Below are 25079 nucleotides of genomic sequence, written 5' to 3'. Positions count from 1 at the left end.
GAGTGAGGAATAAGTGCTAAATATTTTAGTAGTTAATTTTCCAGCAGAGGGACATGTAAACCCTACATTAAATTTAGTAAAAGCCTTTACTGAACGAGGGGATAACGTACATTATATTACAACGGCAAACTTTAAGGATAGAATTGAAGATTTAGGAGCTACTGTACATACTCATCCGGATCTATTAAAAGAGATTTCTATTGATGCTGAAACCTCATCTGGGTTAAATGCTTTCTTTCATGTGCATGTTCAAACTTCTTTATATATATTAGAAATTACGAAACAATTATGTAAAAGTATGAATTTTGATTTCGTAATGTATGATATATTTGGCGCAGGAGAGTTAGTAAAGGAGTATTTACAAGTTCCAGGTGTAGTGTCCTCGCCTATATTTTTAATTCCGCCAGAATTTTTGAAGACATTACCTTTTCATCCAAATGCAGATATGCCATTCCAACCAGAGGAAATCTCTGAAAAATTACTAAATCAGATGGAACATAAATTTGGAGTAAAACCAAAGAATAATCTTCAATTTATGAATAATAAAGGTGATGTTTGTCTCGTATACACAAGTCGTTATTTCCAACCTAATAGCGAATCGTTCAAAGAAAATAACATTTTTATTGGACCGAGTATTTCAAAGCGTAAAACAAATATAAAATTTCCACTGGAATCACTTAAAGAAAAGAAAGTTATTTACATTTCAATGGGAACACTGCTTGAAGGACTCGAACCATTCTTTAATACTTGTATTGATACTTTTTCAGATTTTGATGGGATAGTTGTAATGGCAATTGGTGATAGAAATGATATTTCAAAAATAAAGCAAACGCCAGATAATTTTATAATTGCTCCATACGTACCTCAATCAGAAATATTAAATGAAGCAGATGTTTTTATTACACATGGCGGTATGAATAGCGTACACGATGCCATTCATTATAATGTCCCATTTGTAATAATACCGCATGATAAAGATCAGCCTATGATAGCGCAAAGATTAACTGAACTGGAAGCAGCACATAGACTATTGAAAGAACATGTTAATGTGTACACTTTAAAAGAGGCCGTAACAGATGTACTTTCAAATGAAAAGTATAAACATGGTATAAGAAAACTTAATGATAGCTTTTTAGAATGTGGTGGTTCAAAAGAAGCCATTGCAGTTATTGAATCTCTTTTAAATAAAGTAAAACTTTAATTGGTGGGGCTTTACTGCCTGCAAATAGCGGGATAAATAGTCATAACTGTATACAAGCATAGAGGTTCTCACCTTTATGCTTGTGTATTCTTATCCAGCAAATTGTACAGCAGTATTTGCATGTAAAAAAGCAGTATCAAAAACGGGAACAGTAAGATCATTTTGGGAGATGAGTAAAGGTATTTCAGTGCAGCCTAATAATATACCTTCAGCACCGTTTTGAATTAATGATTTTGTAATTTGTAATAACCTTTCTTTAGATGTTTCTGAAATGATCCCTCTACTTAATTCATCTAATATGACATGGTGGATAAAAGTTCTTTCCTCATCATTTGGGATAATTGTCTCAATGTTATATTTCGCTAATCTTGATTTATAGAAATCTTGCTCCATCGTTTGTTTTGTTCCTAATAGTCCGATACGTTTTATATTCTGTTCTACCATTTTTTTAGCACTTACATCACCAATGTGAAGAAGCGGGATAGATATTGCTTGTTCTACCTCCTCAGCAAATAGATGTACAGTATTTGAACACATTAATAAACATTCAGCCCCAGATTTTTCAACTTTCTTTGCAACTGTAACTAGTTCATTTTTCACTTCTTCATATTGATGGTTTTGTAATAAAGTAGTTACTTCACCAAAGTCCATACTATATAAAACTAACTTTGCATTTTGATCGTATTGAGAGAGTGTAAGTGTATTAATATGTTTATAGTATAATGATGTAGATTCCCAACTTAATCCTCCAATCAAACCAATAACTTTCATAATGCATTCCTCCCGAAACGATTTTGAATTTATTATTTCATAATTCCGATAAGAATACAATGATTTAAATGCACTGTTTAATAAAAAATAAAAATAGTTAGAAAAGTGTTGAAATTTACATTCTTTAGTGCCATAATACGAATTACAAATTAATACTTATCCAGAGAGGTGGAGGGAACGGCCCTAAGAAACCTCAGCAACCCCTATGCAATTTTATAGGAAGGTGCTAATTCCGCAGAGGACACGATGTGTTTTTTGAAAGATAAGAGGATTCTTGAACGTGAAAGAAAATGACCTCTTATGTAAGAGGTCATTTTTTTGTTGTATAGAAAGGGAGTGTCGATGCATAATTCATTTTTAAATTAAATATAGAGTAATAAAAGTTGACTAATACGAGAGGGGAATTGTCATGAACAAATTATCAACAAAGTTAGTAGTAGCAATCGGTATTGGAGCAGCATTATACGGGATATTAGGACTTTTGGGGTTTTCTATTGCACCGAATACATTTATTAAACCAGCATTAGCTATATTAACTGTTTTTGGAGCATTATTTGGTCCAGTGGCAGGACTGTTAATCGGACTTATCGGTCATACCGTAACAGATACGATTGCTGGCTGGGGTATTTGGTGGGGCTGGGTTATTAGTTCAGGTATTATTGGTTTTTCAATGGGGCTTATTCAAAAAAGAGTTGGCTTTAGTGTGAAAAACGGGTTGTTTAACAAGGGGGATATTTCTTATTTAGCAATTACTGGGCTAGTTGGTATTGTCATCGCTATTATATTTGCTGGGGCATTCGATATTATTGTGATGGGAGAACCATTTGACAAAATTGTTATCCAAGTATTAGGAGCAACAATTTCCGATGTCATCGTTTTCTTAGTACTTGGATTGCCACTTACAATTGGTTTGGCGAAATCCAATAAGAAACATACACATTTAAAAATTGAAAAGTAGGGATGTTAACATGCAACCAATTATTTCGTTTGAACAATTCACCTTTCAATATGGGCATGCTGCGCAGCCTACTTTAAGTGATATTACCTTTCATATATACCCTGGGGAAAAAGTGCTAATTGCTGGACGAAGTGGTTCAGGAAAGTCGACATTAGCTCATTGTATAAATGGGCTAATCCCATTTTCTTACGAAGGGAATAGCACAGGTAACGTTTTAATTGCCGGTAAAGACCCAAGGGAAGGAAGTATTTTTGAACAAAGTAAACAGGTAGGAACAATTTTGCAAGATCAAGATGCTCAATTTATTGGTCTGACAGTAGAAGAAGATGTAGCTTTTTATTTAGAAAATGAATGTGTAAAGCAAGATAACATGAAAAAGATTGTTTCGGATTCATTAAGAAAGGTGAAGATGCATACGTTTCATAAACAAAGTCCACATGAATTATCAGGAGGTCAAAAGCAAACAGTTTCTCTTGCTGGTTTATTAACAACAAATGCGGATATATTATTGTTCGATGAACCATTAGCGAACTTAGATCCACTAAGCGCCATACATACGATAGAACTTATGAAAGATATACATGAGCAGTATAATAAAACGATTGTTATTATCGAACATAGGATAGAAGAAATTTTAAAACTGGATTTAGACAAAGTTATATTAATTGATGAAGGTAAAGTCATTGCGATGGGAACACCAAAAGAAATCTTAGCGTCAAATATATTACCACGTATTGGCTTAAGAGAGCCTATTTACATCGAAGCATTAAAGAGATTACATTTTGATAGTAATAATGACGTAATATATCCAATGGAAAACCTTCAAAAAGAAAAGGTAAGCAACGTTATAAAAGAGTGGATGGAGAAACAAGTCATATTAAAAAGGAATGCTAAAAACAAGGAATTACTTAAAGTGGAGAATTTATCATTTTCATACCCTAATAAACAAAAAGTATTAGAAAATGTAAACCTTTCAATATATGAAGGAGAAATTGTGGCACTGTTAGGACATAATGGAGCAGGAAAATCAACATTAGCTCATAGTCTTATAGGCATAAACAAAATGAAAAATGGGAAAATCTTGTTAAAAGGTGAAGATATTAGTTCTTGGTCTATTCGTAAACGTGGGGAAATCATATCTTACGTGATGCAAAATCCAAATCATATGATTACACAGCCTACTGTTTTTGAAGAAGTTTCATTTACATTAACATTACATAATTTTTCTAAGGAAGAAATTAAGAATAGAGTAGAAGGAACTTTAAAAATTTGTGGTTTATATCCATTTCGTAATTGGCCAATTCAAGCACTAAGCTATGGGCAAAAAAAGAGATTAACAATCGCATCTGTATTAACAACAAATCCTAAGCTTATCATATTAGATGAACCGACAGCGGGACAAGATTATTATCATTATAAACAATTTATGTCGTTTATTAAAAAACTAGCAAAAAAGGGTATTTCATTTGTTTTTATCACTCACGATATGAATCTCGCACTAGAATATGCAGATCGTGCAGTAGTTCTACATGAAGGGAAAATTATTGCGGATAATACAGTGTCTAATGTATTTGGTAATCAAGAAACGTTACAAAGAGCTAACTTAAGAGAGAGTTCTTTAACCAAGCTTGTTAAATTTAGTGGGATTTCATGTCCAGAAAAATTTATGGAGCTTTATTTAGATAGTAATAGGAGGGAGGAAGGTGCATAGTACATATTTTTATCGTATGGATGGGGTAGTGAAATTGTTTTTATTTATTTTTTGTATGACGCTTACTTTTTTGTTTTTTGATTTTCGGGTGTTGCTAATATTATTTATCATTGGGTGTATCGGACTCAGCATTGCTAAAATTCCATTTCGTAAAATTTTAATTGTTTTTAGTGTCATATTTACATTTAGTTTATTAAACTCTGTCATGATTTTATTTATTACACCAACTCATGGATCTGAATTAACTGAATCATATACCGTGTTTTTACATGTTGGATATGCAACGATTACATATGAAACATTATTTTATGCAGCTACACTTTCATTAAAGTATTTTACGTTATTACCATTTACACTTCTTTTTATTTACACGACAGATCCAAGCGAATTTGTAAGTAGCTTAAGTAAACTTGGTATTCATTATAAGATTACATATGCAATAAATATTGCACTACGTTATATTCCTGACATTCAGTCTGAATATAAAATTATTAAACACGCGCAAGAAGCGAGAGGAGTGGCTTTTGAAAAAGGAGAAGCAAGTTTATGGGTTCGTATGAAGAACCGTGTTTTAATTTTCTGGCCACTAATCATTCATTCTCTAGAAAGAATAGATACGGTTTCAAATGCAATGGATTTAAGAGGATTTGGAAAGAAGGATAAACGTACATGGTTTTATACAAGTAAGGCGAAACGTGAAGATTTCATCGCTTTATTTGCCGGTATTTTCATATTTATTGTTGCGGTATATTTAAAATTAAACGTATTTCAAAATTTTTGGTATCCATTTTAAAGCACTCTTTAAACGAGTGCTTTTACTTATTTTTATGTAGACATGCTCAAAAAAGGGATATATACATAATGTATAATACGAACCAGTTAAAATGATCAACTACCTATTAGTTTTCAAACCAAAAGGAGGAGAAAATATGAGTTACGGTGGTTCTTGTGGTTTTGGTGGAGGTTTCGCTTTACTAGTTGTGTTATTCATTCTATTAATAATTGTAGGATGCAGCTGCTGGGGCGGAGGATACTAATTTTTAATTAGTCTTCACAAATGTAAACTAAAAAACATTGAAGATACTTATGTATCGAAACAAATAAAAAAGGAGCATGGTCGCTCCTTTTTTATTTGTTTTAATGCGTATTCTTACTATATTTCGGGAACGTAATCATTAAAGTCGTTCCTTTACTAACGATACTTCGGATTTTTAAACTTCCATGCATTGTCTCAATAATCTTAACAGCAACCATTGTACCTAAACCGGTTCCTTTTGTTTTTGTACTAAAATACGGTTCACCGAATCGATGTATTTGCTCCTGTGACATTCCAACTCCGCTATCTTCAATTCGTATTTCAACTTTACTATTATTGATAGATGAGGAAATATTTAAGGTACCACCATTAGGCATTGCTTCAATACTGTTTTTGATTAAGTTTAAAAAACATTGTTGAAAGTGCTGTTTATTACCAACAATGGTTGCCTCAGAAAAATCCTGTGTAATATGTATCGTATTCATATTACACAATGGCAATATCATATTAATAACTCGATTTAACTCTTGTTTTACTGAAATTTGATCTAGTTTTTCTGGAGCAGGTTTGGCAAACGTTAAGTAATCATCGATAATTTCTTGGGCACGATTTAACTCTTCAAGTATATGTTTAATATATTCGTCTCTTGATTCGGGAGTTAAATTTGATGTTTTTAAAAGCTGTGTAAATCCTTTTACAACTGTTAAGGGATTCCTTACTTCGTGCGATATACTTGCAGCGAGTTGACTAACAATCTCCATTTTTTCCATTTTAATTAATTTTGATCGCATTAATACAGCATCTTTAATAACTTCATTTATATAAACAATAAATAACATTAAAGTAGTCGGTAATACCATGAAATAAATAATATACAAATTATTCACTTCAAAATCTGATAAGGTTAATACAATTAAAGTTGTAAATATTGCTAGGAAAAAGGTTAAAAACATGGAAAAAGCTACTTTAAGTTTTCTATTATATGTATTAAATTTTGAAGATGCGAGTGCTGTAACGATGAACATTATTCCGTAAACAACAACTGTCAACATGTTAAAGCCATAAAATAAAAATCTCGTAATTAATAAAATTGCAAACAATATGATACCGACAGGGAATCCACCATAAAGCGTACCTATTATGACCGGAATTTGTCTTAAATCATGAATACAACTTTCATCCATATAGATAGGGTATCGCATACATAAAATAAGCGGGATACTAGAACAAAGGGTAATCAGTAGTATTTTATATTTCTTTAAATAGTGCCGGCTATCATATATGAAATAAAAAACAAATATACTACATAAAATGTATAGAAGATTATTTAACACGTTTTGATTAATATAAACAAAGTCCATAATATTTGCCTCGTTATTCTGAATTTCCTTTTCATATGTATTATACATGATAATAGTATAAACTATATATTTCTTTTAATAATTTAGGGTTATATCCTTTCCGCATTAGCCGCTTTTAACCACGCTTCATAGAATTCTATAACTGATGCATACCGTTCTGCTCGATTGTCACTTACAGCACGATACGCTACCTCATATAATTCCTTACTTGCTTCCCATTTTATAAAGGAACGATCTTTTTCACCGCCTAAAAGTGAGAAAGCCATTGCTCCCATATTAAATACATTTGTTCTTTCATCAATTGTTGCGTTTAGTTCAAATTCCTCTGGTGACATAAAACGGGAGGAACCCCATAGCCGGCCCATTTTATTTATGTAAGGTTTCTTACTGTATAAATCTATATCACAAATTTTAGTCTCGTTTGTATTAAAATTATATAAAATACTACCGTCATAAAAATCTAATGCTACATAGTTTTTCTTTTCTATATAAGTATGGAAAGAAAAAATGGAATGTAAGGAATGAATTCGTTCTATAGCAGATAAATGTCTAAATTTATAAAATGGTGAGTTTGGATTTTTATATTTTTCAGGAGATGGGAAACGCCAATGCGAATGAAGACACTCACCATCAAACCAATCGAAAATTAATACATATCCAGATTGAACTGGAAAATGATCAATTAATCTTATGAGCGAGTCATGCTTTAAATCTTCATAGATAGTAACTGAATTTTTTAGCCTTTCAATAGCATCACCCGTTGTTCCTTCATATGCAATTGTTTGTGCTCCTGCGTATTTGATAAATTTCTTATGCCCATCTTTTTCTACACCAAAACTTATATTACCTGAATCTTGTTGGTCAAAAACTGCAAATACGGTCCCTAATTTAATAAGCCAATCAAAATTATGATATTCTTTTAATTGGAATGTTACGTTATTTAACTGAATTTCCACGGAATTATCTTTCATAGATTACCTCACATTTAATATAATTAAGTTGTACATTCCACTATTCGACATATTTTATGGAAATCCTATGCTAATAATATAAAATTTTATAAATATAATGATAAATATTTATAGAGAGGTGAATACAATGGATCAACAAATTGTTATTAAACCGTATCAAAAAGAATGGGTTGAAGAGTATATAAAAGAAAAAGAGAAATTCTGTTCCTTGTTAGGACAAGAAATAATTGCTGTTGAACATATAGGAAGCACAGCAGTAGAAGGATTAGGAGCTAAACCTCTTATTGATATGATGATTGGCGTAACAGAATTGCAAATAACTGAAAAGTGGATTGCAGTTCTATCGGAAATTGGATATGAGTATGTTCCAAAAGATGCAACGAATTGGCGTTTTTTTAGAAAAGGAAAGTGGAGAGCAGGTACTCATCATTTGCATGTTTATATTTATAATAGTGACGAGTGGAGAAACAATATTTTATTTCGTGACTTTCTAATAAGCAATGAATGGGCACGTAAAGAATATAGAGAATTAAAAGAGATGCTTGCTATTACATATGCTTTTGATCGTGTTTCATATACAAAGGCAAAAGCGCCGTTTATTCGAAAAATATTAGAATTGGCTAGAACTCAATGAATTTATAGATTCTTATCTAACTAGTTTTGAAACCTCTTCCTATACTTTTTATAGGGAGTGGGATTTTTTGTTTTTTCATGACTAAATATATAATTTCTAATTATTGGAGTCAAACTATTTTATTTATTTTGATATTTCTAGTACATTGGAAATATTAAGGGGGAATTAAGCAATGAAAGCTATTGTACATCAATATAAAAAAGGATTAGAGGGATTAGAATATAAATTTTCACCTGAGATAAGTCCTAATGCAGGTGAAGTAAAAGTAAAGTTAAAAGCTGCAGGGTTAAATCATAGGGATTTATTTATTATAAACAATAGAAAAGAAATGGATCTACCATTAGTAATAGGGTCAGATGGCTCAGGAATTGTTACAGAAATAGGAGAAGGAGTTTCAAATATTACACTACATACAGAAGTTATTATTAATCCTAGTATTGGATGGGAACATGCTACTGAAGTACCGGAGTTACCAGAAGTGCTAGGTGGACCGAAAGATGGAACGTTTGCTGAATATGTAATTGTACCAGCAGAAAATGTAGTAGAAAAGCCGTCATATCTTACTTGGGAAGAATCAGGTGTTTTATCTTTATCTGCATTAACTGCATATAGAGCGCTTTTTACAAAAGGTAGATTGAAGTGCGGCGAACACGTTTTAATTCCGGGAATAGGCGGTGGTGTTGCTACATTTGCCATGTTATTCGCGAAAGCAATTGGCGCAAAAGTGAGTGTTACTTCAAGGGTAGAGAATAAAAGGGAACTTGCTAAGAAATATGGTGCAGATATTTCTTTTCATAGTGCTGGAAATTGGGAAGAGAGCTTACAAGGTGAAAAAGTTGATTTAATAATAGATAGTATTGGTCCGGCAACTTTTTTGAAATATTTTGATGTATTAAAACCAAACGGAAGAATCGTGAATTTTGGTGCAAGCTCAGGCGATAAAATTGAATTACCATTACGCGCGCTATTTTACAATCAAATTGATATTATGGGAACATCCATGGGTAGCCGTGAGGAATTTAATGAGATGATAAAGTTTATAGAAAAACATCAAATTAAACCAATTATTGATAAAGTTTACTCGTTAGAAGAAGCAATTCGAGCACTAAGCCGTATGGAACTTGGAGAACAATTTGGAAATATTGTACTTCAAATGAATTAAAAAATATGATTTTGCAATTAGTATATTTAAATGAACATGTTATGTATTCCAAACATGAAAAAAAATACGAATCGCCTTATTATAAAGGTTTACGAACTTTATATATAAATAGCGTATAAAATTTGCTTTATAATTGTCACATGAGTAATAGTAAAATGAGAATTAGATGAGAAAAGTTTAAGCCCATTTTCATAATGGTATTGTATACTGTGTAAATCAAGAACACTTGTAAGTAGGGAGAGAGTATTATGAATTACACAGTATTTCAGTGGTTTAATAATTTTGCTGATTCATCTAAACTATTAGATACGTTAATGGTTTCTATTACAAATAGCGCTGCATACGTAGCCATTTTATTTATGCTTATCTTATGGTTTAATAATGGAAAGAAAGAGAATGCAATTAGAAAACAATATACAGTTTTATATACGACGCTTTCGGTTATTATTGCATTAGTAGTAAATGTTCTTATACATGCGGTATATTACCATCCGCGTCCGTTTGTATCACATGATGTACATCAATTAGTACCACACGCAGCAGATTCATCATTCGTTAGTGATCATTCTGTACTTGTATTTTCAATCGCCTTCGCATTTATTCTTAGAGGAGAAAAACTGAAATATATCGCGCTATTATGGGCAGTGTTAGTCGGTATATCACGTATGTATGTAGGTGTTCATTATCCTTTAGATATACTTGGTGCAGCTTTCATAACACTTGTTACGAGCGGTTTAGTAATGCAAAGTACACGTATGTTTGAACCAATAGCGAAATTCGTATTCAAAATGTATGCATTAGTAGCGAGACGAATTCCTTTCTTAGCAAAATATAACCATATCGCATAATTTTCTTATAAAAAGTTCCCCTTTGGAAATCCAGAGGGGAACTTTTTATAGTAAATAAGAAAAGAGTTTATAGTGTTATGCAATCAAGTTTTACTAATCAATATTCTGAAATTTCACGCACCGAATTTTAATGAAATAAAGCAAAAACAAAAAATAACAACAGTTAGTTTTACATTGTTTTAAAGGAATTAAAAAGAAAACTTCGAAACATATAGTATCGCAAACAAAAACTACAAATTTTAAAACGGATCCTCGTACGAATCCATTCCAAAAGAGAGGAGATAAGTATGCAAAAACTTCAAACGAATAAAGGCGCTCGATATATGATGATTGCTTTTATTGTTTTGTTTCTTATTATGATTTTGCGTATATTCTATATTCAGGCAGTAGGAGTCGTGCATAATGTGAATGTAAAGGATCTAGCAAATGAACAACATAATAAAAAAGGTGTTTTAGAAGCGAATCGTGGTACTATCTATGACCAAACAGGAAAGGTGTTAGTACAAGATTCTACAACGTATCGAGTTGTTGTGAATTTAAAAGGAAAAGATAAAGTGAAAAATAAAGATGAAACCGCACAACAATTAGCCGATGTGCTTGAAATTGATAAAGAAGAAGTATTAAAAAACTTTCATGAAGGGCGTACACAAGTTGAAATTGGAAAAATCGGTCGGAACTTATCTAGGGAAAAGAAGGAAAAAATTAATGATTTAAAAATACCAGGTGTATCTTTTATGTCAGAAAAAGCAAGAGTGTATCCGAATGAAGACTTTGCATCTTATATACTTGGTTTTGCTAGACCAGATGATAAAGGGAATACGGAAGGGAAGTTTGGGCTTGAAAAGAGTTTGGATAAATATTTGCGCTCTACAAACGGGAATATAGAATATGTGGGTACACGAAGAGGGATTCCGCTTACAAATGATATAGGTAAAGTAGAACCAGCTAAAAATGGGAATAACGTATATTTAACGCTTGATAAACAAATTAATAGTTTTTTAGAAGAAGCGATGAATAAAGCGCAAGAACATTATGATCCTTCTATGTTAATTGGCATTATTGCTGATCCAAAAACAGGAAAGGTTTTAGCGATGTCTAGTAAACCTAGTTACAATCCTAATGTAGGTGATATCGAATACTTTTTAAATGACCCAATTGCAAATGCATATGAACCAGGCTCAACAATGAAAGTTTTTACGTTAGCAGCTGCCATCAATGAAGGTGTATATAACGGAAAAGAATATTTTCAATCTGGAAAATATTCCGTTGGTTCATCTGATATAAAAGACCATAATGGTGGATTTGGATGGGGATCAATTACATTTGATGAAGGTTTTGAAAGGTCATCAAACGTAGCTTTTTCTATTTTAGAAGATCAGTTACTGAAACCAAATAAATTTAAGCAATATATGAATAAATTTGGATTCAATCAAAAAACAGGAATAGATTTACCTGGAGAAAGTAAAAATACTTTATTATTAAATACGCAAATTCAACAGGTTACAACTTCTTTCGGTCAAGGTTCTACAGTAACTCCGATTCAATTAATCCAAGCGGCTACTGCTATAGCAAATGACGGGAAAATGATGCAACCATATATCGTTGATAAAGTTGTAAATCCAACAAACAAAGAAGTTATTATGGAAAATCAACCGAAAGAAATTGGGAATCCGATAAAAAAAGTAACAGCGGACAAGGTTAGAAGCTTAATGGAGCGTGTTATAACATCTTCAAAAGGAACTGGTACAATGTATAAAGTGGATGGTTATCCAATTGGAGGTAAGACAGGAACAGCACAAATCCCGAATCCTGAAAACGGCCGATATATGGAAGGGAAAGAGAATTACATTTTCTCCTTTTTAGGAATGGCTCCAATTGATGATCCGGAGTTAATCGTATACTTAGCTATTAAGCAGCCAAAGTTAAAAGGAGATGAGTATGGAGCTCAGCCTCTTGCTGAAATATTTAAACCTGTTATAAAAAACAGCCTTGAATATTTAAAGGTGAAACCGTATACCGAAAAACAAATAGCTGATGCAGCGAAACAATCTCAATTAAAAGTACAAAATTATGTAAATCAATCGATGGGTACAGCAGAGAAAAGGGTAGAAAAAGAGAAGCTACAGCCGGTAATTTTAGGAGAAGGAAAAATAATAAAACAATATCCACAGTCTGGCGAGGTAATGAGTGAAGGTGATCGTATATTTTTATTAGGGAATAACGCACAAATGCCAAATGTAAAAGGTTGGTCCATGCGTGATGTTATGTATTTCTCTAAGCTTTTGAAATTAGATTTGAAAACTTCTGGTACAGGTTATGTAACGAGCCAAAGTATTGAAAAAGGACAAGATTTACATGAAGGAGATACACTAGAACTAGAATTAGAACCGCCGTTACAACCGTTAACAGAGGCGAATACGAATTAATTCAGGTATTTGGAAGGAGCTAGATGCAAATGGCTCTTTCTTTAGAGCTGCAAGTAATTTCACGCACCGTATTTTTTAGAAAAAACAATGAATAAATGAATTAACAGAGACACATTATTAAATGTCTGATTATTTTTTATTTACAGTTAAAAATAATTGTGATAATATGGGAAAAATCAAATGCAGTGAAGAGAAGAGTAAATAAAATGAATTTTTCACAGAGAGCTCCATTTAGCTGAAAAGGAGTAAAAATTCTTTATTGAACCAAGCCTCTGAGCAGCGCATCGGAACCTATTATTAGGGGATGGTGTGACGGGAGCTCCCGTTATAGAGCTATGGTATAAGCATGAGTTAGAATGCAGTACCTAATAAGGTTAGTATGGTGACATATTAACAAACTAGGGTGGCACCGCGATGATAAATCTCGTCCCTAAGATTAAAAGTCTTGGGGGTGGGATTTTTTTATTGTTGTAAAACAATTTTGAAAGCGGGGGCCAAAAATGAAAAATTTACTTAAAGATTGGAAATATCCTTTATTACTATTGTCCGGAGTTGGTATTGCGAATTTAGGGGCATGGATTTACTTAATAGCACTGAATGTACTTGTCTATAATATGGGTGGCTCAGCCTTAGCTGTTGCTACTTTATATGTAATAAAACCATTAGCCACTTTATTTACAAACGCTTGGTCTGGGAGTATGATTGATCGTTTAAATAAACGGAAATTAATGATTCACCTCGATATATATCGTGCGTTATTTATCGCTATTTTACCTTTACTTCCGTCACTTTGGATTGTTTATGTATTCGTATTCTTTATAAGTATGGCCAGTGCAATTTATGAGCCAACTGCTATGACGTATATGACGAAATTAATTCCGGTAGAACAAAGACAACGTTTCAACTCATTACGTAGTTTAATAGGATCTGGTGCATTTTTAATTGGTCCGGCGATAGCAGGGGGTTTATTAATTGCGAGTACACCAGAGTTTGCTATATATATAAATGCTATAGCATTTCTCTTATCAGGATTCATTACATTACTTTTACCTAATCTTGATAAGAAAAAAGCTTCGGATACAACTAGTAATACATTATCCCTTACAGTATTAATAAAAGATTGGAACACTGTTATAAATTTTAGTAGAAAACATGTGTATGTCGTATGTGTGTATTTCTTATTTCAAAGTATGTTCGTATTAGCAACTGCTACTGATTCACTTGAACTATCGTTTGCGAAAGAGGTATTACTACTAACAGATAGTGAATACGGTTTTCTAGTTAGTATAGCTGGTGCAGGATTTATTTTAGGTGCCATAACAAATACAATTTTATCAAAGAAATTAGCACCTTCATTTCTAATTGGAATAGGATCATTATTCATCGCAATTGGTTATATAATTTATGCTTTTTCAAATGTATTTTTAATAGCTTCTATTGGATTCTTTATTTTATCTTTCTCTATGGCATATGCAAATACAGGATTTTATACATTTTACCAAAATAACGTTCCCGTTCATATAATGGGACGGATCGGGAGTATATATGGGCTTATTATTGCGTTAGTAACAATTTTTATTACAATATTATCTGGTGTTGCGACTCAGTTCATTTCTATACAACTTGTAGTTATTGTAGGGTCATTAATAATGTTATTTATCACTATCGTATTGTGTGTGTTTACTTTATTCCCATTGCAATCTAAGTTGTATTCTACTGAATCAATAAAGTGAAACTTTAATCAGTGGGGGTTTTGTTCATCCCCCGCTTAACTTCCACTGAATTTTGAGGTGGGGGTCTTACTGTCCGTTAATGCGGGATAAATTCGAAATAAACTTTGTGTTCTCATTAACAATTTATCGTATTTAATAAGAGGGTTCTTTCCTCTTTATATGGAAAAATTAATAAGAGGAAAGAACAATACCGAAAGATAAGGGTGGTTGTCGTGATAAAAACAAAAGATGAAATTGATAAAATTGTAAAAGAAATACAAAAGAAAATAGATTTCTCTGGAGTAGTTTTAGTAAAAAAAGAAAAAGATTTAGTCTATGAAACAGCATTGGGTTACGCAAACCAAAGTGAATGTATAAACAATACGATACAAACAAGATTTGGCATTGCCTCAGGATGTAAAATCTTCACTGCAATTGGCATCTGTCAACTTGTTGAAAAAGGTGTTATTTCTTTTCGTACAAAATTAAAAGATTGTCTAGAGATAAAATTTCCAAACTTCGATGAAGATATTACAATACATCAACTACTAACGCATAGTGCTGGTATACCAGATTATTTTGATGAAAGTATTATGGATAACTTCGAAGACCTTTGGAAACAAACACCTATGTATCTATTAAAGAGCGTAAAAGACTTTTTACCATTATTTCAAAACAATAATATGATGTTTGCACCTGGGAGTAAGTTTCACTACAACAACGCAGGTTTTATCATACTTGGATTAATAATAGAAGAACAGACGGGACTTAAATTTACGGAGTATATAGAAAAGAACATTTTTAATTCGATTGGCATGAATGATTCTGGCTATTTTTCATTAGATAAATTACCAAGACATACAGCTCTAGGATATATAAAGGACGAAACCAACCAAAATTGGAGAACAAACGCTTACTCTATACCAATAAAAGGAGGGGCTGATGGAGGTGCATATGTTACTGCACCAGACATGTTGAAATTTTGGGCGGCACTATTTAATAATGAAATTTTAGGAAAGGAATATACAAAGTTACTTTTAACTCCCCACATTCATGTAAATGATAAACAGTCTTACGGATATGGAATATGGATTGAAACACGAGAAAACAAGGTATTCAAATATCATGTAATGGGATATGATCCAGGCGTCAGTTTTCGCTCGGCCATATATCCAGAATTAGGAATCACTTTAGTTATTCCATCGAATAAAGGGGCAGGACCCGAAAAATTAATGACAGAAATAGAAAGAGCTTTTTAATTATATGGATATAAAAGAAGAGATACGAAAATAATTTAAACGGGTTCATGCTTGTTTCTGTTTTGAAAAATATTTTAGTTAACGAGGAACCCTATATTCATTTAATAAGGGTTTTTTGTAATTCTGCACAATTACATATAAACATATGGATTTTTAAATAAAAAACATTACTATATAGTTGTAAATTTTAATTATTAATGCCTTTAGGATTTTTAGCACCTATCCTATGGGATAAATATAAGAAATTCAAAAGTACAGTTTTATTAGGATTTTCTATATCAGCTAGTATTGAATTGCTACAATTAATTGAGTCGTTATTTAGTGGAGTGGGACGTATTACTGATATTGATGATGTGATCTGTAATGTTCTAGGTTCTATTTTTGGATATTGTATTTATAATATCTTTTTAAAAGCCATTAATAAATTTAACATTCGAGTGTTGGGTAAAACTAATTCTAAAGGTATGGAATTAGTTGATAAATAGGAGTTTAAACGAGTTATTAAAGGCGTACGAGTAAAAAGTACGTCTTTTTATTTTTATAAATAATGCTTAAGGCTGATGAGAAATCCCCTTTTCATTCCATACTTGAAAGTAGCTATCGTATTTCAAGTATGAAATGAAAAGGGGAGAATATAAGCTTTAAAGATAAACAAGTTTATAGGAGGATTCTAAATAGATATTTTACTTGTTGTTCTTATTATTGTTTTGATGCAAAGTAAAGAACGAAAAGTGAAAATAAACCGTATTTGGCTCATTTCGGCTTTGTTGTGCTTTGTAACAGTTCAGTCCATTATTCGTATGGGACAAATAACTTTGCTGCAAGGACTACTGTTTTTTGTAATGCTTGGAATTGGCTTAGGTATTGGAATTATACGGGGGAAAGCTTTAACATTTCGATTAGATAGTGAAACGGGTCATGTACTACGGAAAGGAAATTGGGTAAGTACAATAATTCTTCTTGTTATTTTAGGAGCAAAAATTATTATTAAACAAAGTATGTTTTCTGGTAGCACGCACCAGACACTAATGGTTGTAACAAATGCCTTTTTATGTATTACATTAGGCAACGTAATTAGTAGACGTTATTATATTTGGAAAAAATATAATGAATTAACACAAAAAGCGTAAATACATGCATCCCTTGTTTAACATTGTTGCGAACGGTAATACTAAATAACATTGAACTTTTACAACAAGGGATGATAATATGATATACATTTACACAGATTTTGGTGGAACACATACTACCTCACTAGCTGCAGCGTATCATTTAAATAAACTACCAACGGATCGTAAGTTAACGAAAGAAGAAATTTTGAATGTAGATTACTTTAATAAATTGAAAACAGAAGATATGGGAAAAATTATTTTTCATGGAATCGATGAACATGGTCATCCTGTATATACGATTGGATGTGGCGCATCAAAAGTTGTTGTACCAGCGATGAAGCATTTAGGAGAAATCTTGCAAAAACATTATCAAAGCCATGAAAAGATTATATTTTCTAATACATCACCAACAGTGCCTTTACCGATGACTTTCGGTGGGCTGTTTTCTAGAAGGTTCCATATTGATTTTATTGGCGTACCGTTACTCGTATGGGGAGCAAAAATTTGCTGTGATAATATACAAAGGCTTGTTAGTTATACAAAAGAAGCTGGACGATTAACGAATGATTATGTAGTAATTTTAGATAATGAAACTTTTAAATAGTATATGATAAGAAGAAAATCGAGCAAATTCCTTGATTTTCTTTTTTATTTGTGAAATAGACAAGAAATAGTCACATTTAATATGCATCTACTATAGCCAAAACAATAAAGTCCTGTTACTATTACAGGGATATTCTCTTTTCATAACATAAATATATAGAAAAATTAGAAAAGAGGAATTGAATTAAGGGAGGAACAACATGAATCGTGTTGCTTGGATTACTGATAGTACAACTGCGAGTTTTAAAACAGAAGGAGATAACTTTGTTATCCCAATTGAAGTTATTATTGATGGTGTGTCGTACAAAGATTGTGAAGAAGGTGTGCGTGAGCGCGTTTATAATGCTTTGAACGAAGGTAAAACTGTCACTACATCACAGCCTAACATAGGGGAAATGGTAGAGTTATTTTCGAAATGCAAAGAAGAATATGAAGAAGGATTTGCAGTTGCTATTAGCGGAAAAGTAAGTGGAACCTATCAAAATATGAAGTTAGCTGCAGAAATGGCAGGTTTTCCATTAACGGTATTAGACAGTGAAACAACAAGTTATCCAATGGATGAACTAATTAGAAAAGCGAAATCGTTATACAATGATGGTATGACTTTACAAGATATACACAAAACATTAGTAGATGAAAAAAGAAGACCTTTTCATGTATTCCCAAAGAGTTTAAAAGGTTTATATGCGAGTGGTCGTGTAAAGGGTATTCAATTTTTACTTGGAAGTTTATTAAGTGTGAACTTAATACTAGAAGTAAAAGGTGGAGAGCTTTTACTTGAAAAGAAAGTTCGTAAAATCCAAAAATGTCGAGAATATATTAAAAATGAACTTGAAAAAGAATTACCAGAAGTACTTCATATGTTCCATGCTAACGATAAAGCTGGAGCGGAAGAATGGATTGCAGATATTAAACAAGCATTCCCCGAAATGGATTTCAAATTATATCCATTACCAATTTCATTTGCGGTTCATGCAGGTGAGGGAACAATAGCAATTAGTTATTAAAGTAAAACCCGTGAATAGTTCACGGGTTTTTTATTTATAAATGGTGCACGCCATCATCAAGTTGAATTTTTATAGCACTCTAGAACGAAATTTGTGTTAACTTGAAACAAAAATCTTATTTTATCGTTTTGGGGGAGCAACCACAATTCCTTGACTTGATTTGAGATTAAAAATATAAACCTTTTCCTACTGGGGGTCACCATATCATTTTGGGAAAATTGTACGTTTAGACACATTTTGGACACAAATCAACCGATTCCTTGTACGTTAAGGAATCGGTTATTGATGTTGAATTCCAAGTAATTAAAATAGTATTCAAAAATATAAAGAGCCATTGTAAAACTGGCTCTTTTTCTATCCTTATTCATTATTAGTTACAACAGTTACCCAAACTTTATAAATAAAAGATTCTTTTATAGCTTCCTTTTCTGTATGGACTATAAAATGAGAAGTTGAAGCTAAGAAAAACGCAAGAGCATAGGCTATCTTATAATCAGGAGTTATATACCCATTAATTGTTTCCCCATATATTTCATTTGCAATAGAATCTGCCCATACTTCTGATTCTCTAAGAGTTTTAAAAGTTATATCTTCAGTTTTCCATCTAATTAATTTACTTGACATCTAATGTATCTATAAGCTCCTTTCGTAGGATCTGAATTTTTAGTTACTAACCAATTAAGATTAACTATATCACCTCTTCCTCAATACTTAAACTAGAGCTAAGGGAACCAGTTAATTTTCGTTCAAATAAAAAATGGATGATCAATAATTATCATCCATTTTTCTAAATTTCATTTTACATCTAGTATGCAAATGTTATTGTAATTTGTCTATTTTCCAAGCTAAATCTGGTACCCTAACATGAAGGTTTTTGTCATTTTTTATCTGTTTTATATACTCTGATGATATATCTACTAAAAAGATGTTATTATCATTTTGCATAGAGTTTAATTTATTAACTGAAAAGTTTTCCATTTCTATAATTGCACTTGTAACACCAATAAATTTAACATTTTGATTTCTTGTAACATCATCAAACTTATTTTGATCAAAAAGTTGTGTTCCTTTTTGTGTCCCAGATATAGTTACCCAATTTCCGTCTTGATCATTAGCTTTAATTTCATATGACTTTATTTTGAAGTTATATTTTTGCTGTAATTCTTGTAATTGTTCAATTGATAGAGGTTCTTTGAAAGTTATTACACCTTCTGATATTGAATCAATTTTTTGTGCAATTTCAATCTGTTTTTCCTTATATTTTTTAAATTCTTGTTTATTATTCACTTTTGGAATTACTGAAAACTTTTCTCTACCAGCTTTTTTATGCGAAATAGCCTGCATTACTTCATTACTAGCCTCTTTATCTTCTCTTGTTGTTTCTTGTGGTTTATTAATTCCTTTTCCATTTTTCGAAAGTGTTTGTTGTTCTTTAGCTAACGTCGGAGCCAAATACCACGATGTTTGATCAATTAAATCATAATGTATACCTTCCATTTCATTGTTTGTTGGATTCCATGCTGACCTTTGAACAATGAAATTAAGGGTCCCACTTCTAGCGGAATCTGTTACTTTTCGCCAAGTCGTTTGGAATGCATAATATTTATGAGCTTCAATCATCGCAGTTAGGCTGTTAACATAAACTTCAGCTTCTTCGACGAATTGATCTCCATTATCATTATCTGTATCAAAACCAGGGTCTGGTAAGTTCGTATAATACCACCCAGTATGGTATAGATTATCGCTTACATTGTTGATTTCAAGAGTTAAATAATATGCAGAGTTATGTAGATTAGTAGCAGTAGAATCAAATCGGATATTATTAAATGCTCCGACCATTTCATAAGGATCACTATAGGCAGTGAAAGAGAGTCCACTATAATCGTATGGTGACCATGGGAATGAACTACCAACCGAAAAATCAGTATCTCTAATTGCTGCACTACTTGAATTAGGGGCAGCTAACAAAGTAGCTAGTCCTAATATTGGTAAGATCTTTTTTAAACATTTAGTTTTTTTCATTTATTACTTCTCCTCGCTCTTTAATATTTACTCAGAACTATTAATTCTGTCCAAACGACAATTATCCTTTTTTTAACATGTATTTTTATGGCATTTGTCGAAATGTTTTTGATTTTAATGGAGTGAAAAATAAAATGGACATCTAATAATTTAGATGTCCTAGATTAGTATATTTAATTATTATTTCTTGATAAATCAGTTAATCCTTTCAAAAGAAATAACACACTGACCATCCAAATTAATCCAACTTCTGCTATTTTTATTGAATTATCTTCAGAAGTCATAACTTCATTCGTGGAATTCCCAGTTAATACATTGATGAATATACTTATCCCAAAGCTTAAAGTTAAAAAATGAAATATAACCCATAAATAACCCTTTTTTTTATGTCTTATCCATAAGTATATTGTATACAAAATTGCAATACATATGACGATTGAAAAACCTATTATTAAGTATGAACGTATCTCTTCTTCCATTGGTATGTGCATATTTCATCACCTCAAGGCTTTCTTATATTAAACTGTAACCTGCTTTGAAATTTCCATTTGCTTTCAAATAAAATATCTATCACTGATTTCTTCTTTTATTTCAAAATAGTCTTCCAAAGTATCTTGTACATGATACAAGGTTTCGACATTTAAAAATGTAATCCCTTTTCGCACTTTGTTTTTATAAGCGATTATTTAAATAGAGAGGAGAGGGACGTAAATAAGGATCAATAAGAAAAAGGTTAATTTTGAAAAATTACGTCCATTATGGGAAACTAAAATTAAAAGAAAGTAATAAAAACCCGATTCTTTAAATACATGAGAATCGGGTTTTGTATGTAAAATATTTCCTTAACGTGCAATTTTCTTTTTTGGGTCGTGTCGGGCCTAATAGAAAATAAGTTTCATATAGAGGTGAAATTATATGCCTAAAATTGACAATATGTTAGCAATTCTTTGGATGCTTCGTTCAGGTGAAAAAATTACTGCGAAACAAATTTCAGAAAAGTTAGAGATGAATATAAGGACTGTGTATCGTTATATTGATACAATTTCAACTAGTGGAGTACCTATAATTTCAGAACCAGGACATAACGGCGGATACACTTTATTGAACAATTTTATTGAAGCCCCTCTTTTTTTTGATTTTGAGGAGCAAACTTCACTATTTCATGCTGCTGTTTTTGCAGAAGAAGCCGGGTATTATGGAGGTGAAGCATTAAATAGGGCCATTTCAAAACTAAGTAAATACTCAAATCAAGAGCAGGAAACAAAGATAAATCAACATTTAACTAGTCTTGAAGTAATAAGTCGATTAAGTCCGCTCTCTATAGAAACTTTTTTGAAGGAGTTGGAGCAGGCCGTAGTTGACGGGTACTCAGTAAAATTTCTTTACCATAAAAATGATGAAAAGAAATTAAATTATAGATTGGTCGATCCATACAGAATTATCTATTGGAATAATAAATGGTATGTGATTGGATTTTGTCATCTTAGGAATGATATCCGTAGTTTTAGAGTAGATCGAATTGAAAGTTTAATGTTAACGGAAAATAAGTTTAACCGGCCAGAAAATTTTTCGGCACGGGACTTTTTTATAAAAAGTCTTCTTCCAACTATAGAAGATAAGAAAGATATTATTTCTTTGGTTATTAATGGGGATAAAAATGTATTAGCTGATATTTGCCAACATTGGTTTTTAGGACATTATTTACAAGAACGGACTTCAAATCAAGCTGTTTTTCTTCTTGAAAAAGATACGATACATACCTATGTACCTTATTTACTTTTACCGTACAATAAATCTATTAAAGTTATTGAGCCAATAAGTCTTAAGAAAAGACTTATTGAAGTTCTGTTGGAATTAATAAAATTTCATCAAGTATGATAACTTCCCTGACGTTAACTGTCAGGGAAGTTATATTATAATAGCTATATAAATTGTGATTGGAGTGTTATTGGATGCAAACAAAAAAAGTTTTTCTATATGTATTTAATACAATGTCGGACTGGGAATATGGATATTTAATTGCTGAACTAAATTCAGGAAGATATTTCAAAAAAGATTTAGCACCTTTAAAAGTAATTACAGTAGGAGCTAATAAAGAAATGATTACTACTATGGGAGGACTGAGCATAAAACCAGATATTTCCCTTGATGAATGTACTCTTGAGAGTAAAGATCTTTTAATTTTACCAGGAGGGACTACTTGGAGCGAAGAAATTCATCAACCTATCTTGGAAAGAATTGGCCAAGCTCTAAAGATTGGCACTATTGTTGCTGCAATTTGTGGTGCAACTGATGCCCTAGCGAATATGGGATACTTGGATACTAGAAAGCATACAAGTAATAACTTAGAATATACTAAAATGGTATGTCCTAACTATAAAGGAGAAAAGTTTTATGAGTTGGGATCTGCGGTATCTGATGCGAATTTAGTTACTGCATCAGGAATAGCTCCTCTGGAATTTGCAAGGGAGGTACTGAAAAAAATAGATGTATTTACACCAGATGCATTACATTCATGGTATAACCTAAATAAGACTCATAAACCTGAATACTTCTTCCAGTTAATGAATTCAATAAAAAAATGAAATAATTAAAAAGCGCAATTTCTCTGTTTTGATTTGCAGAGAAATTGCGCTTTTTAATTTGGAATTCCCTTATCATTGTAAATCGGCATTTTCCTGACGCTCCCCCTATGTAACCTTCTACAGTAATCCTACTCCAACAATTCAATAAAGCGATGCTATAATGTCCGTTTATAGGTACATTTCATTAAGTAGAGAGTAATAAATCTATTTAGGTTTAATAATTTTGATACTGACAATATAACATACATAAAACCAAAAGTTGCATGTTATATTATTAGGCACAACAATATAAATAATACTATTTGTTTATTCCGTAAATAATGCTGATAAAAAAAGGTGAAAGGATTTTTAAAGATAAAAATAGAAATCTATATAAAAAAATATTTAAATGGTAGGGATATTATGAAAATCGGTAAGTTTGGTGAAGTAAATAACATAAGTATTGATACAATTAGACATTATATGGATCTCAGCCTCATTATTCCTGAAAAAAAAGGAGGGCACTATTTTTTTGATGAGTATTGTCAAAGAGATTTAGAACTTATATTACATTACAAAGATTTAGGGTTTAGCTTGAATGAAATTAAAGAACTATTTTTTTATAAAAATTTAGCGAAATCTATGAATTACGAAAAAATTACCTTTTACCAATCTTTATTTAAACTAAAATATGACGAAATGGAACAGGAAATAGAACTTTTGGAGAAGAAACGGGATAAATTAAAGGAAGCGTTACATAATTTATCTATAGAAACTGAAATCTCGAGTTCAATTTTAGGGGTAGATTTAAAAGTACTTCATTTATTTAAATGTGTTAAGTGTAACGGAAATTTAATTCTTGAAGATGGGATTATTAATAAGAATCAAATTATTGAAGGAAAGTTAATTTGTAATTGTGGTGAAGAATACGCGATTATTTCAGGGGTTTTAACAGCTGGTAACTCGTTGAAAGCGTATGAAAAGACATCACTTGAAGATTCTATTTCGGATTATATTCATGAAACCGATACTGCTTTTTTGGAAAATGTTCAAAGAGGAGGAGAATGGTCAAAAAAGAAACTAATGCAACTAGATTTAAATGAAAAAATACTACTTGATTTAGGGTCTGGTATTGGGTTCTTTTTACGAAATATTTATGAAGAACTACCGGAAGATTGTTTATATATTGCTGTTGATCGAGATTTGAATAAACTTTTACTTTTAAAAGATGTAATTGAGAGAAGAAATGTGAAAAGAAATATTGTATTTATTTGTGCCGACTTTCTAAACATACCTATTCAGAGTAGTTCTATTGATATTGTAATCGATCAATCAGGTACAAGTAATTATAGTTTTGAACATGAGGAGTTCTTATTGCACGAATTAAATTCCCTTTTTAAACACAATTGTTATTTATTAAGTTCATTTATTTTATTTAATAAATTTAGTATAAATAGCCAAATTGCACCTAGACTCCGAGGGAATTTTACATCTGCAAAAGTAACGAAAGAAATCCAAAATTTACAGTTTCAATCGATTGATGAAAGCACTTCAAATTATTTAAAAAGAGGCGGAAAGTACGAAGATTTCTTTGTTCAAGGAGAAGAAATTTATACATATTCATTTTTCGGAAAAAGATGGGGTTAACTCCATCTTTTATTTATTTTCCCTTAAAACTTTTCAAATCGTACATATTGCTATTGGGCTGACCCAAGAACTTA

Annotated in this window: 23 protein-coding genes, 1 pseudogene, 1 riboswitch and 1 other annotated feature; of the genes and pseudogenes, 18 read left to right on the top strand and 6 right to left on the bottom strand. The window is 31.6% G+C overall.

What is annotated here, in order from left to right; translation table 11 throughout:
* Positions 1-13 precede the first annotated feature (13 nt).
* Positions 14-1201 (top strand): macrolide family glycosyltransferase, encoded by a 1188-nt coding sequence (locus MKY38_RS09195; protein WP_341048766.1) that lies wholly within the window; start codon positions 14-16, stop codon positions 1199-1201.
* A 90-nt stretch (positions 1202-1291) separates the two neighbouring features.
* Here the strand turns inward: MKY38_RS09195 and MKY38_RS09190 are convergent, their stop codons facing one another.
* Positions 1292-1972 (bottom strand): aspartate/glutamate racemase family protein, encoded by a 681-nt coding sequence (locus MKY38_RS09190; RefSeq protein ID WP_000864400.1) that lies wholly within the window; start codon positions 1970-1972, stop codon positions 1292-1294.
* A 153-nt stretch (positions 1973-2125) separates the two neighbouring features.
* Positions 2126-2241: riboswitch (SAM riboswitch) on the top strand.
* A 140-nt stretch (positions 2242-2381) separates the two neighbouring features.
* On the opposite strand from MKY38_RS09190, the gene MKY38_RS09185 reads away from it, so the two are divergent.
* The 4 genes from MKY38_RS09185 (at position 2382) to MKY38_RS09170 (ending at position 5678) form a co-directional block, all read left to right on the top strand.
* Entirely contained in the window at positions 2382-2930 is a 549-nt protein-coding gene (locus tag MKY38_RS09185) for an ECF-type riboflavin transporter substrate-binding protein (RefSeq protein ID WP_341048764.1), read from the top strand.
* Between the two features lie 10 nt (positions 2931-2940).
* The gene (locus MKY38_RS09180) at positions 2941-4641 is read left to right on the top strand and encodes an ABC transporter ATP-binding protein (RefSeq protein WP_063264111.1); all 1701 of its coding nucleotides are present in this window, start codon (positions 2941-2943) and stop codon (positions 4639-4641) included.
* Positions 4634-5434, top strand: coding sequence for an energy-coupling factor transporter transmembrane component T family protein (locus MKY38_RS09175; protein WP_048535402.1), 801 nt, complete (start codon positions 4634-4636; stop codon positions 5432-5434). The genes MKY38_RS09180 and MKY38_RS09175 overlap by 8 nt, the downstream gene beginning before the upstream one ends.
* A gap of 136 nt (positions 5435-5570) precedes the next feature.
* Positions 5571-5678 (top strand): YjcZ family sporulation protein, encoded by a 108-nt coding sequence (locus MKY38_RS09170; protein WP_000120182.1) that lies wholly within the window; start codon positions 5571-5573, stop codon positions 5676-5678.
* A 100-nt stretch (positions 5679-5778) separates the two neighbouring features.
* On the opposite strand, the gene MKY38_RS09165 is transcribed toward MKY38_RS09170, so the two are convergent.
* Together MKY38_RS09165 and MKY38_RS09160 are read right to left on the bottom strand one after the other, a co-directional pair.
* Positions 5779-7038: a LytS/YhcK type 5TM receptor domain-containing protein gene (locus MKY38_RS09165; RefSeq protein WP_341048761.1), complete on the bottom strand. Its 1260-nt coding sequence runs from the start codon at positions 7036-7038 to the stop codon at positions 5779-5781.
* An 89-nt stretch (positions 7039-7127) separates the two neighbouring features.
* Complete coding sequence (locus tag MKY38_RS09160) at positions 7128-8009, bottom strand: protein kinase domain-containing protein (protein WP_065223096.1); 882 nt, start codon at positions 8007-8009, stop codon at positions 7128-7130.
* A gap of 127 nt (positions 8010-8136) precedes the next feature.
* Here MKY38_RS09160 and MKY38_RS09155 point away from each other — a divergent pair, with 127 nt between their 5' ends.
* The 10 genes and pseudogenes from MKY38_RS09155 (at position 8137) to MKY38_RS09110 (ending at position 18772) form a co-directional block, all read left to right on the top strand.
* Entirely contained in the window at positions 8137-8643 is a 507-nt protein-coding gene (locus tag MKY38_RS09155) for a GrpB family protein (protein WP_078439286.1), read from the top strand.
* A gap of 172 nt (positions 8644-8815) precedes the next feature.
* Positions 8816-9805 carry a zinc-binding dehydrogenase gene (locus MKY38_RS09150; protein WP_065223098.1) on the top strand — a complete coding sequence of 330 codons (990 nt, stop codon included), beginning with the start codon at positions 8816-8818 and terminating at the stop codon, positions 9803-9805.
* A gap of 248 nt (positions 9806-10053) precedes the next feature.
* Positions 10054-10653 (top strand): undecaprenyl-diphosphatase, encoded by a 600-nt coding sequence (locus tag MKY38_RS09145; protein ID WP_078439284.1) that lies wholly within the window; start codon positions 10054-10056, stop codon positions 10651-10653.
* A 287-nt stretch (positions 10654-10940) separates the two neighbouring features.
* Positions 10941-13079: a penicillin-binding protein gene (locus MKY38_RS09140; RefSeq protein WP_341048753.1), complete on the top strand. Its 2139-nt coding sequence runs from the start codon at positions 10941-10943 to the stop codon at positions 13077-13079.
* Between the two features lie 176 nt (positions 13080-13255).
* Positions 13256-13514 (top strand) — a binding site (T-box leader).
* A gap of 65 nt (positions 13515-13579) precedes the next feature.
* Positions 13580-14812, top strand: a complete 1233-nt coding sequence (locus MKY38_RS09135; RefSeq protein WP_065223100.1) for an MFS transporter — start codon at positions 13580-13582, stop codon at positions 14810-14812.
* A 212-nt stretch (positions 14813-15024) separates the two neighbouring features.
* Positions 15025-16050, top strand: coding sequence for a serine hydrolase domain-containing protein (locus tag MKY38_RS09130; RefSeq protein ID WP_139366475.1), 1026 nt, complete (start codon positions 15025-15027; stop codon positions 16048-16050).
* A gap of 191 nt (positions 16051-16241) precedes the next feature.
* Positions 16242-16535 (top strand): annotated as a pseudogene (locus tag MKY38_RS09125) (VanZ family protein); the annotation flags it as partial.
* A 189-nt stretch (positions 16536-16724) separates the two neighbouring features.
* Entirely contained in the window at positions 16725-17180 is a 456-nt protein-coding gene (locus MKY38_RS09120) for a DUF1453 domain-containing protein (RefSeq protein ID WP_065223102.1), read from the top strand.
* Positions 17181-17259: 79 nt separating this feature from the next.
* Complete coding sequence (locus MKY38_RS09115; RefSeq protein WP_000639421.1) at positions 17260-17766, top strand: DUF3189 family protein; 507 nt, start codon at positions 17260-17262, stop codon at positions 17764-17766.
* Between the two features lie 199 nt (positions 17767-17965).
* The gene (locus MKY38_RS09110) at positions 17966-18772 is read left to right on the top strand and encodes a DegV family protein (protein WP_065223103.1); all 807 of its coding nucleotides are present in this window, start codon (positions 17966-17968) and stop codon (positions 18770-18772) included.
* 360 nt (positions 18773-19132) lie between these two features.
* Here MKY38_RS09110 and MKY38_RS09105 read toward each other — a convergent pair whose 3' ends face one another.
* From MKY38_RS09105 to MKY38_RS09095, 3 genes are all read right to left on the bottom strand, one after another.
* The gene (locus MKY38_RS09105; RefSeq protein ID WP_065223108.1) at positions 19133-19381 is read right to left on the bottom strand and encodes a hypothetical protein; all 249 of its coding nucleotides are present in this window, start codon (positions 19379-19381) and stop codon (positions 19133-19135) included.
* A 210-nt stretch (positions 19382-19591) separates the two neighbouring features.
* Positions 19592-20794: a hypothetical protein gene (locus MKY38_RS09100; RefSeq protein WP_114556017.1), complete on the bottom strand. Its 1203-nt coding sequence runs from the start codon at positions 20792-20794 to the stop codon at positions 19592-19594.
* Positions 20795-20967: 173 nt separating this feature from the next.
* Positions 20968-21285 carry a hypothetical protein gene (locus tag MKY38_RS09095; protein WP_065223105.1) on the bottom strand — a complete coding sequence of 106 codons (318 nt, stop codon included), beginning with the start codon at positions 21283-21285 and terminating at the stop codon, positions 20968-20970.
* A 424-nt stretch (positions 21286-21709) separates the two neighbouring features.
* Between MKY38_RS09095 and MKY38_RS09090 the strand changes: the two genes are divergently transcribed.
* From MKY38_RS09090 to MKY38_RS09080, 3 genes are all read left to right on the top strand, one after another.
* The gene (locus tag MKY38_RS09090) at positions 21710-22672 is read left to right on the top strand and encodes a helix-turn-helix transcriptional regulator (RefSeq protein ID WP_341048746.1); all 963 of its coding nucleotides are present in this window, start codon (positions 21710-21712) and stop codon (positions 22670-22672) included.
* A 74-nt stretch (positions 22673-22746) separates the two neighbouring features.
* A complete protein-coding gene (locus MKY38_RS09085) occupies positions 22747-23379 on the top strand; it encodes a type 1 glutamine amidotransferase family protein (RefSeq protein ID WP_001193598.1) in 633 nt (210 codons plus the stop codon).
* A 402-nt stretch (positions 23380-23781) separates the two neighbouring features.
* Positions 23782-25005 (top strand): methyltransferase domain-containing protein, encoded by a 1224-nt coding sequence (locus tag MKY38_RS09080; RefSeq protein ID WP_078384544.1) that lies wholly within the window; start codon positions 23782-23784, stop codon positions 25003-25005.
* Positions 25006-25079: the final 74 nt, after the last annotated feature.

It is taken from the genome of Bacillus sp. FSL R5-0585, assembly GCF_038004545.1.
GTDB classification, from domain to species: Bacteria; Bacillota; Bacilli; order Bacillales; family Bacillaceae_G; genus Bacillus_A; species Bacillus_A cereus.
The sequence above is the reverse complement of the archived record's forward strand: the minus strand, read 5'-3'. Positions and strand labels throughout refer to the sequence as shown.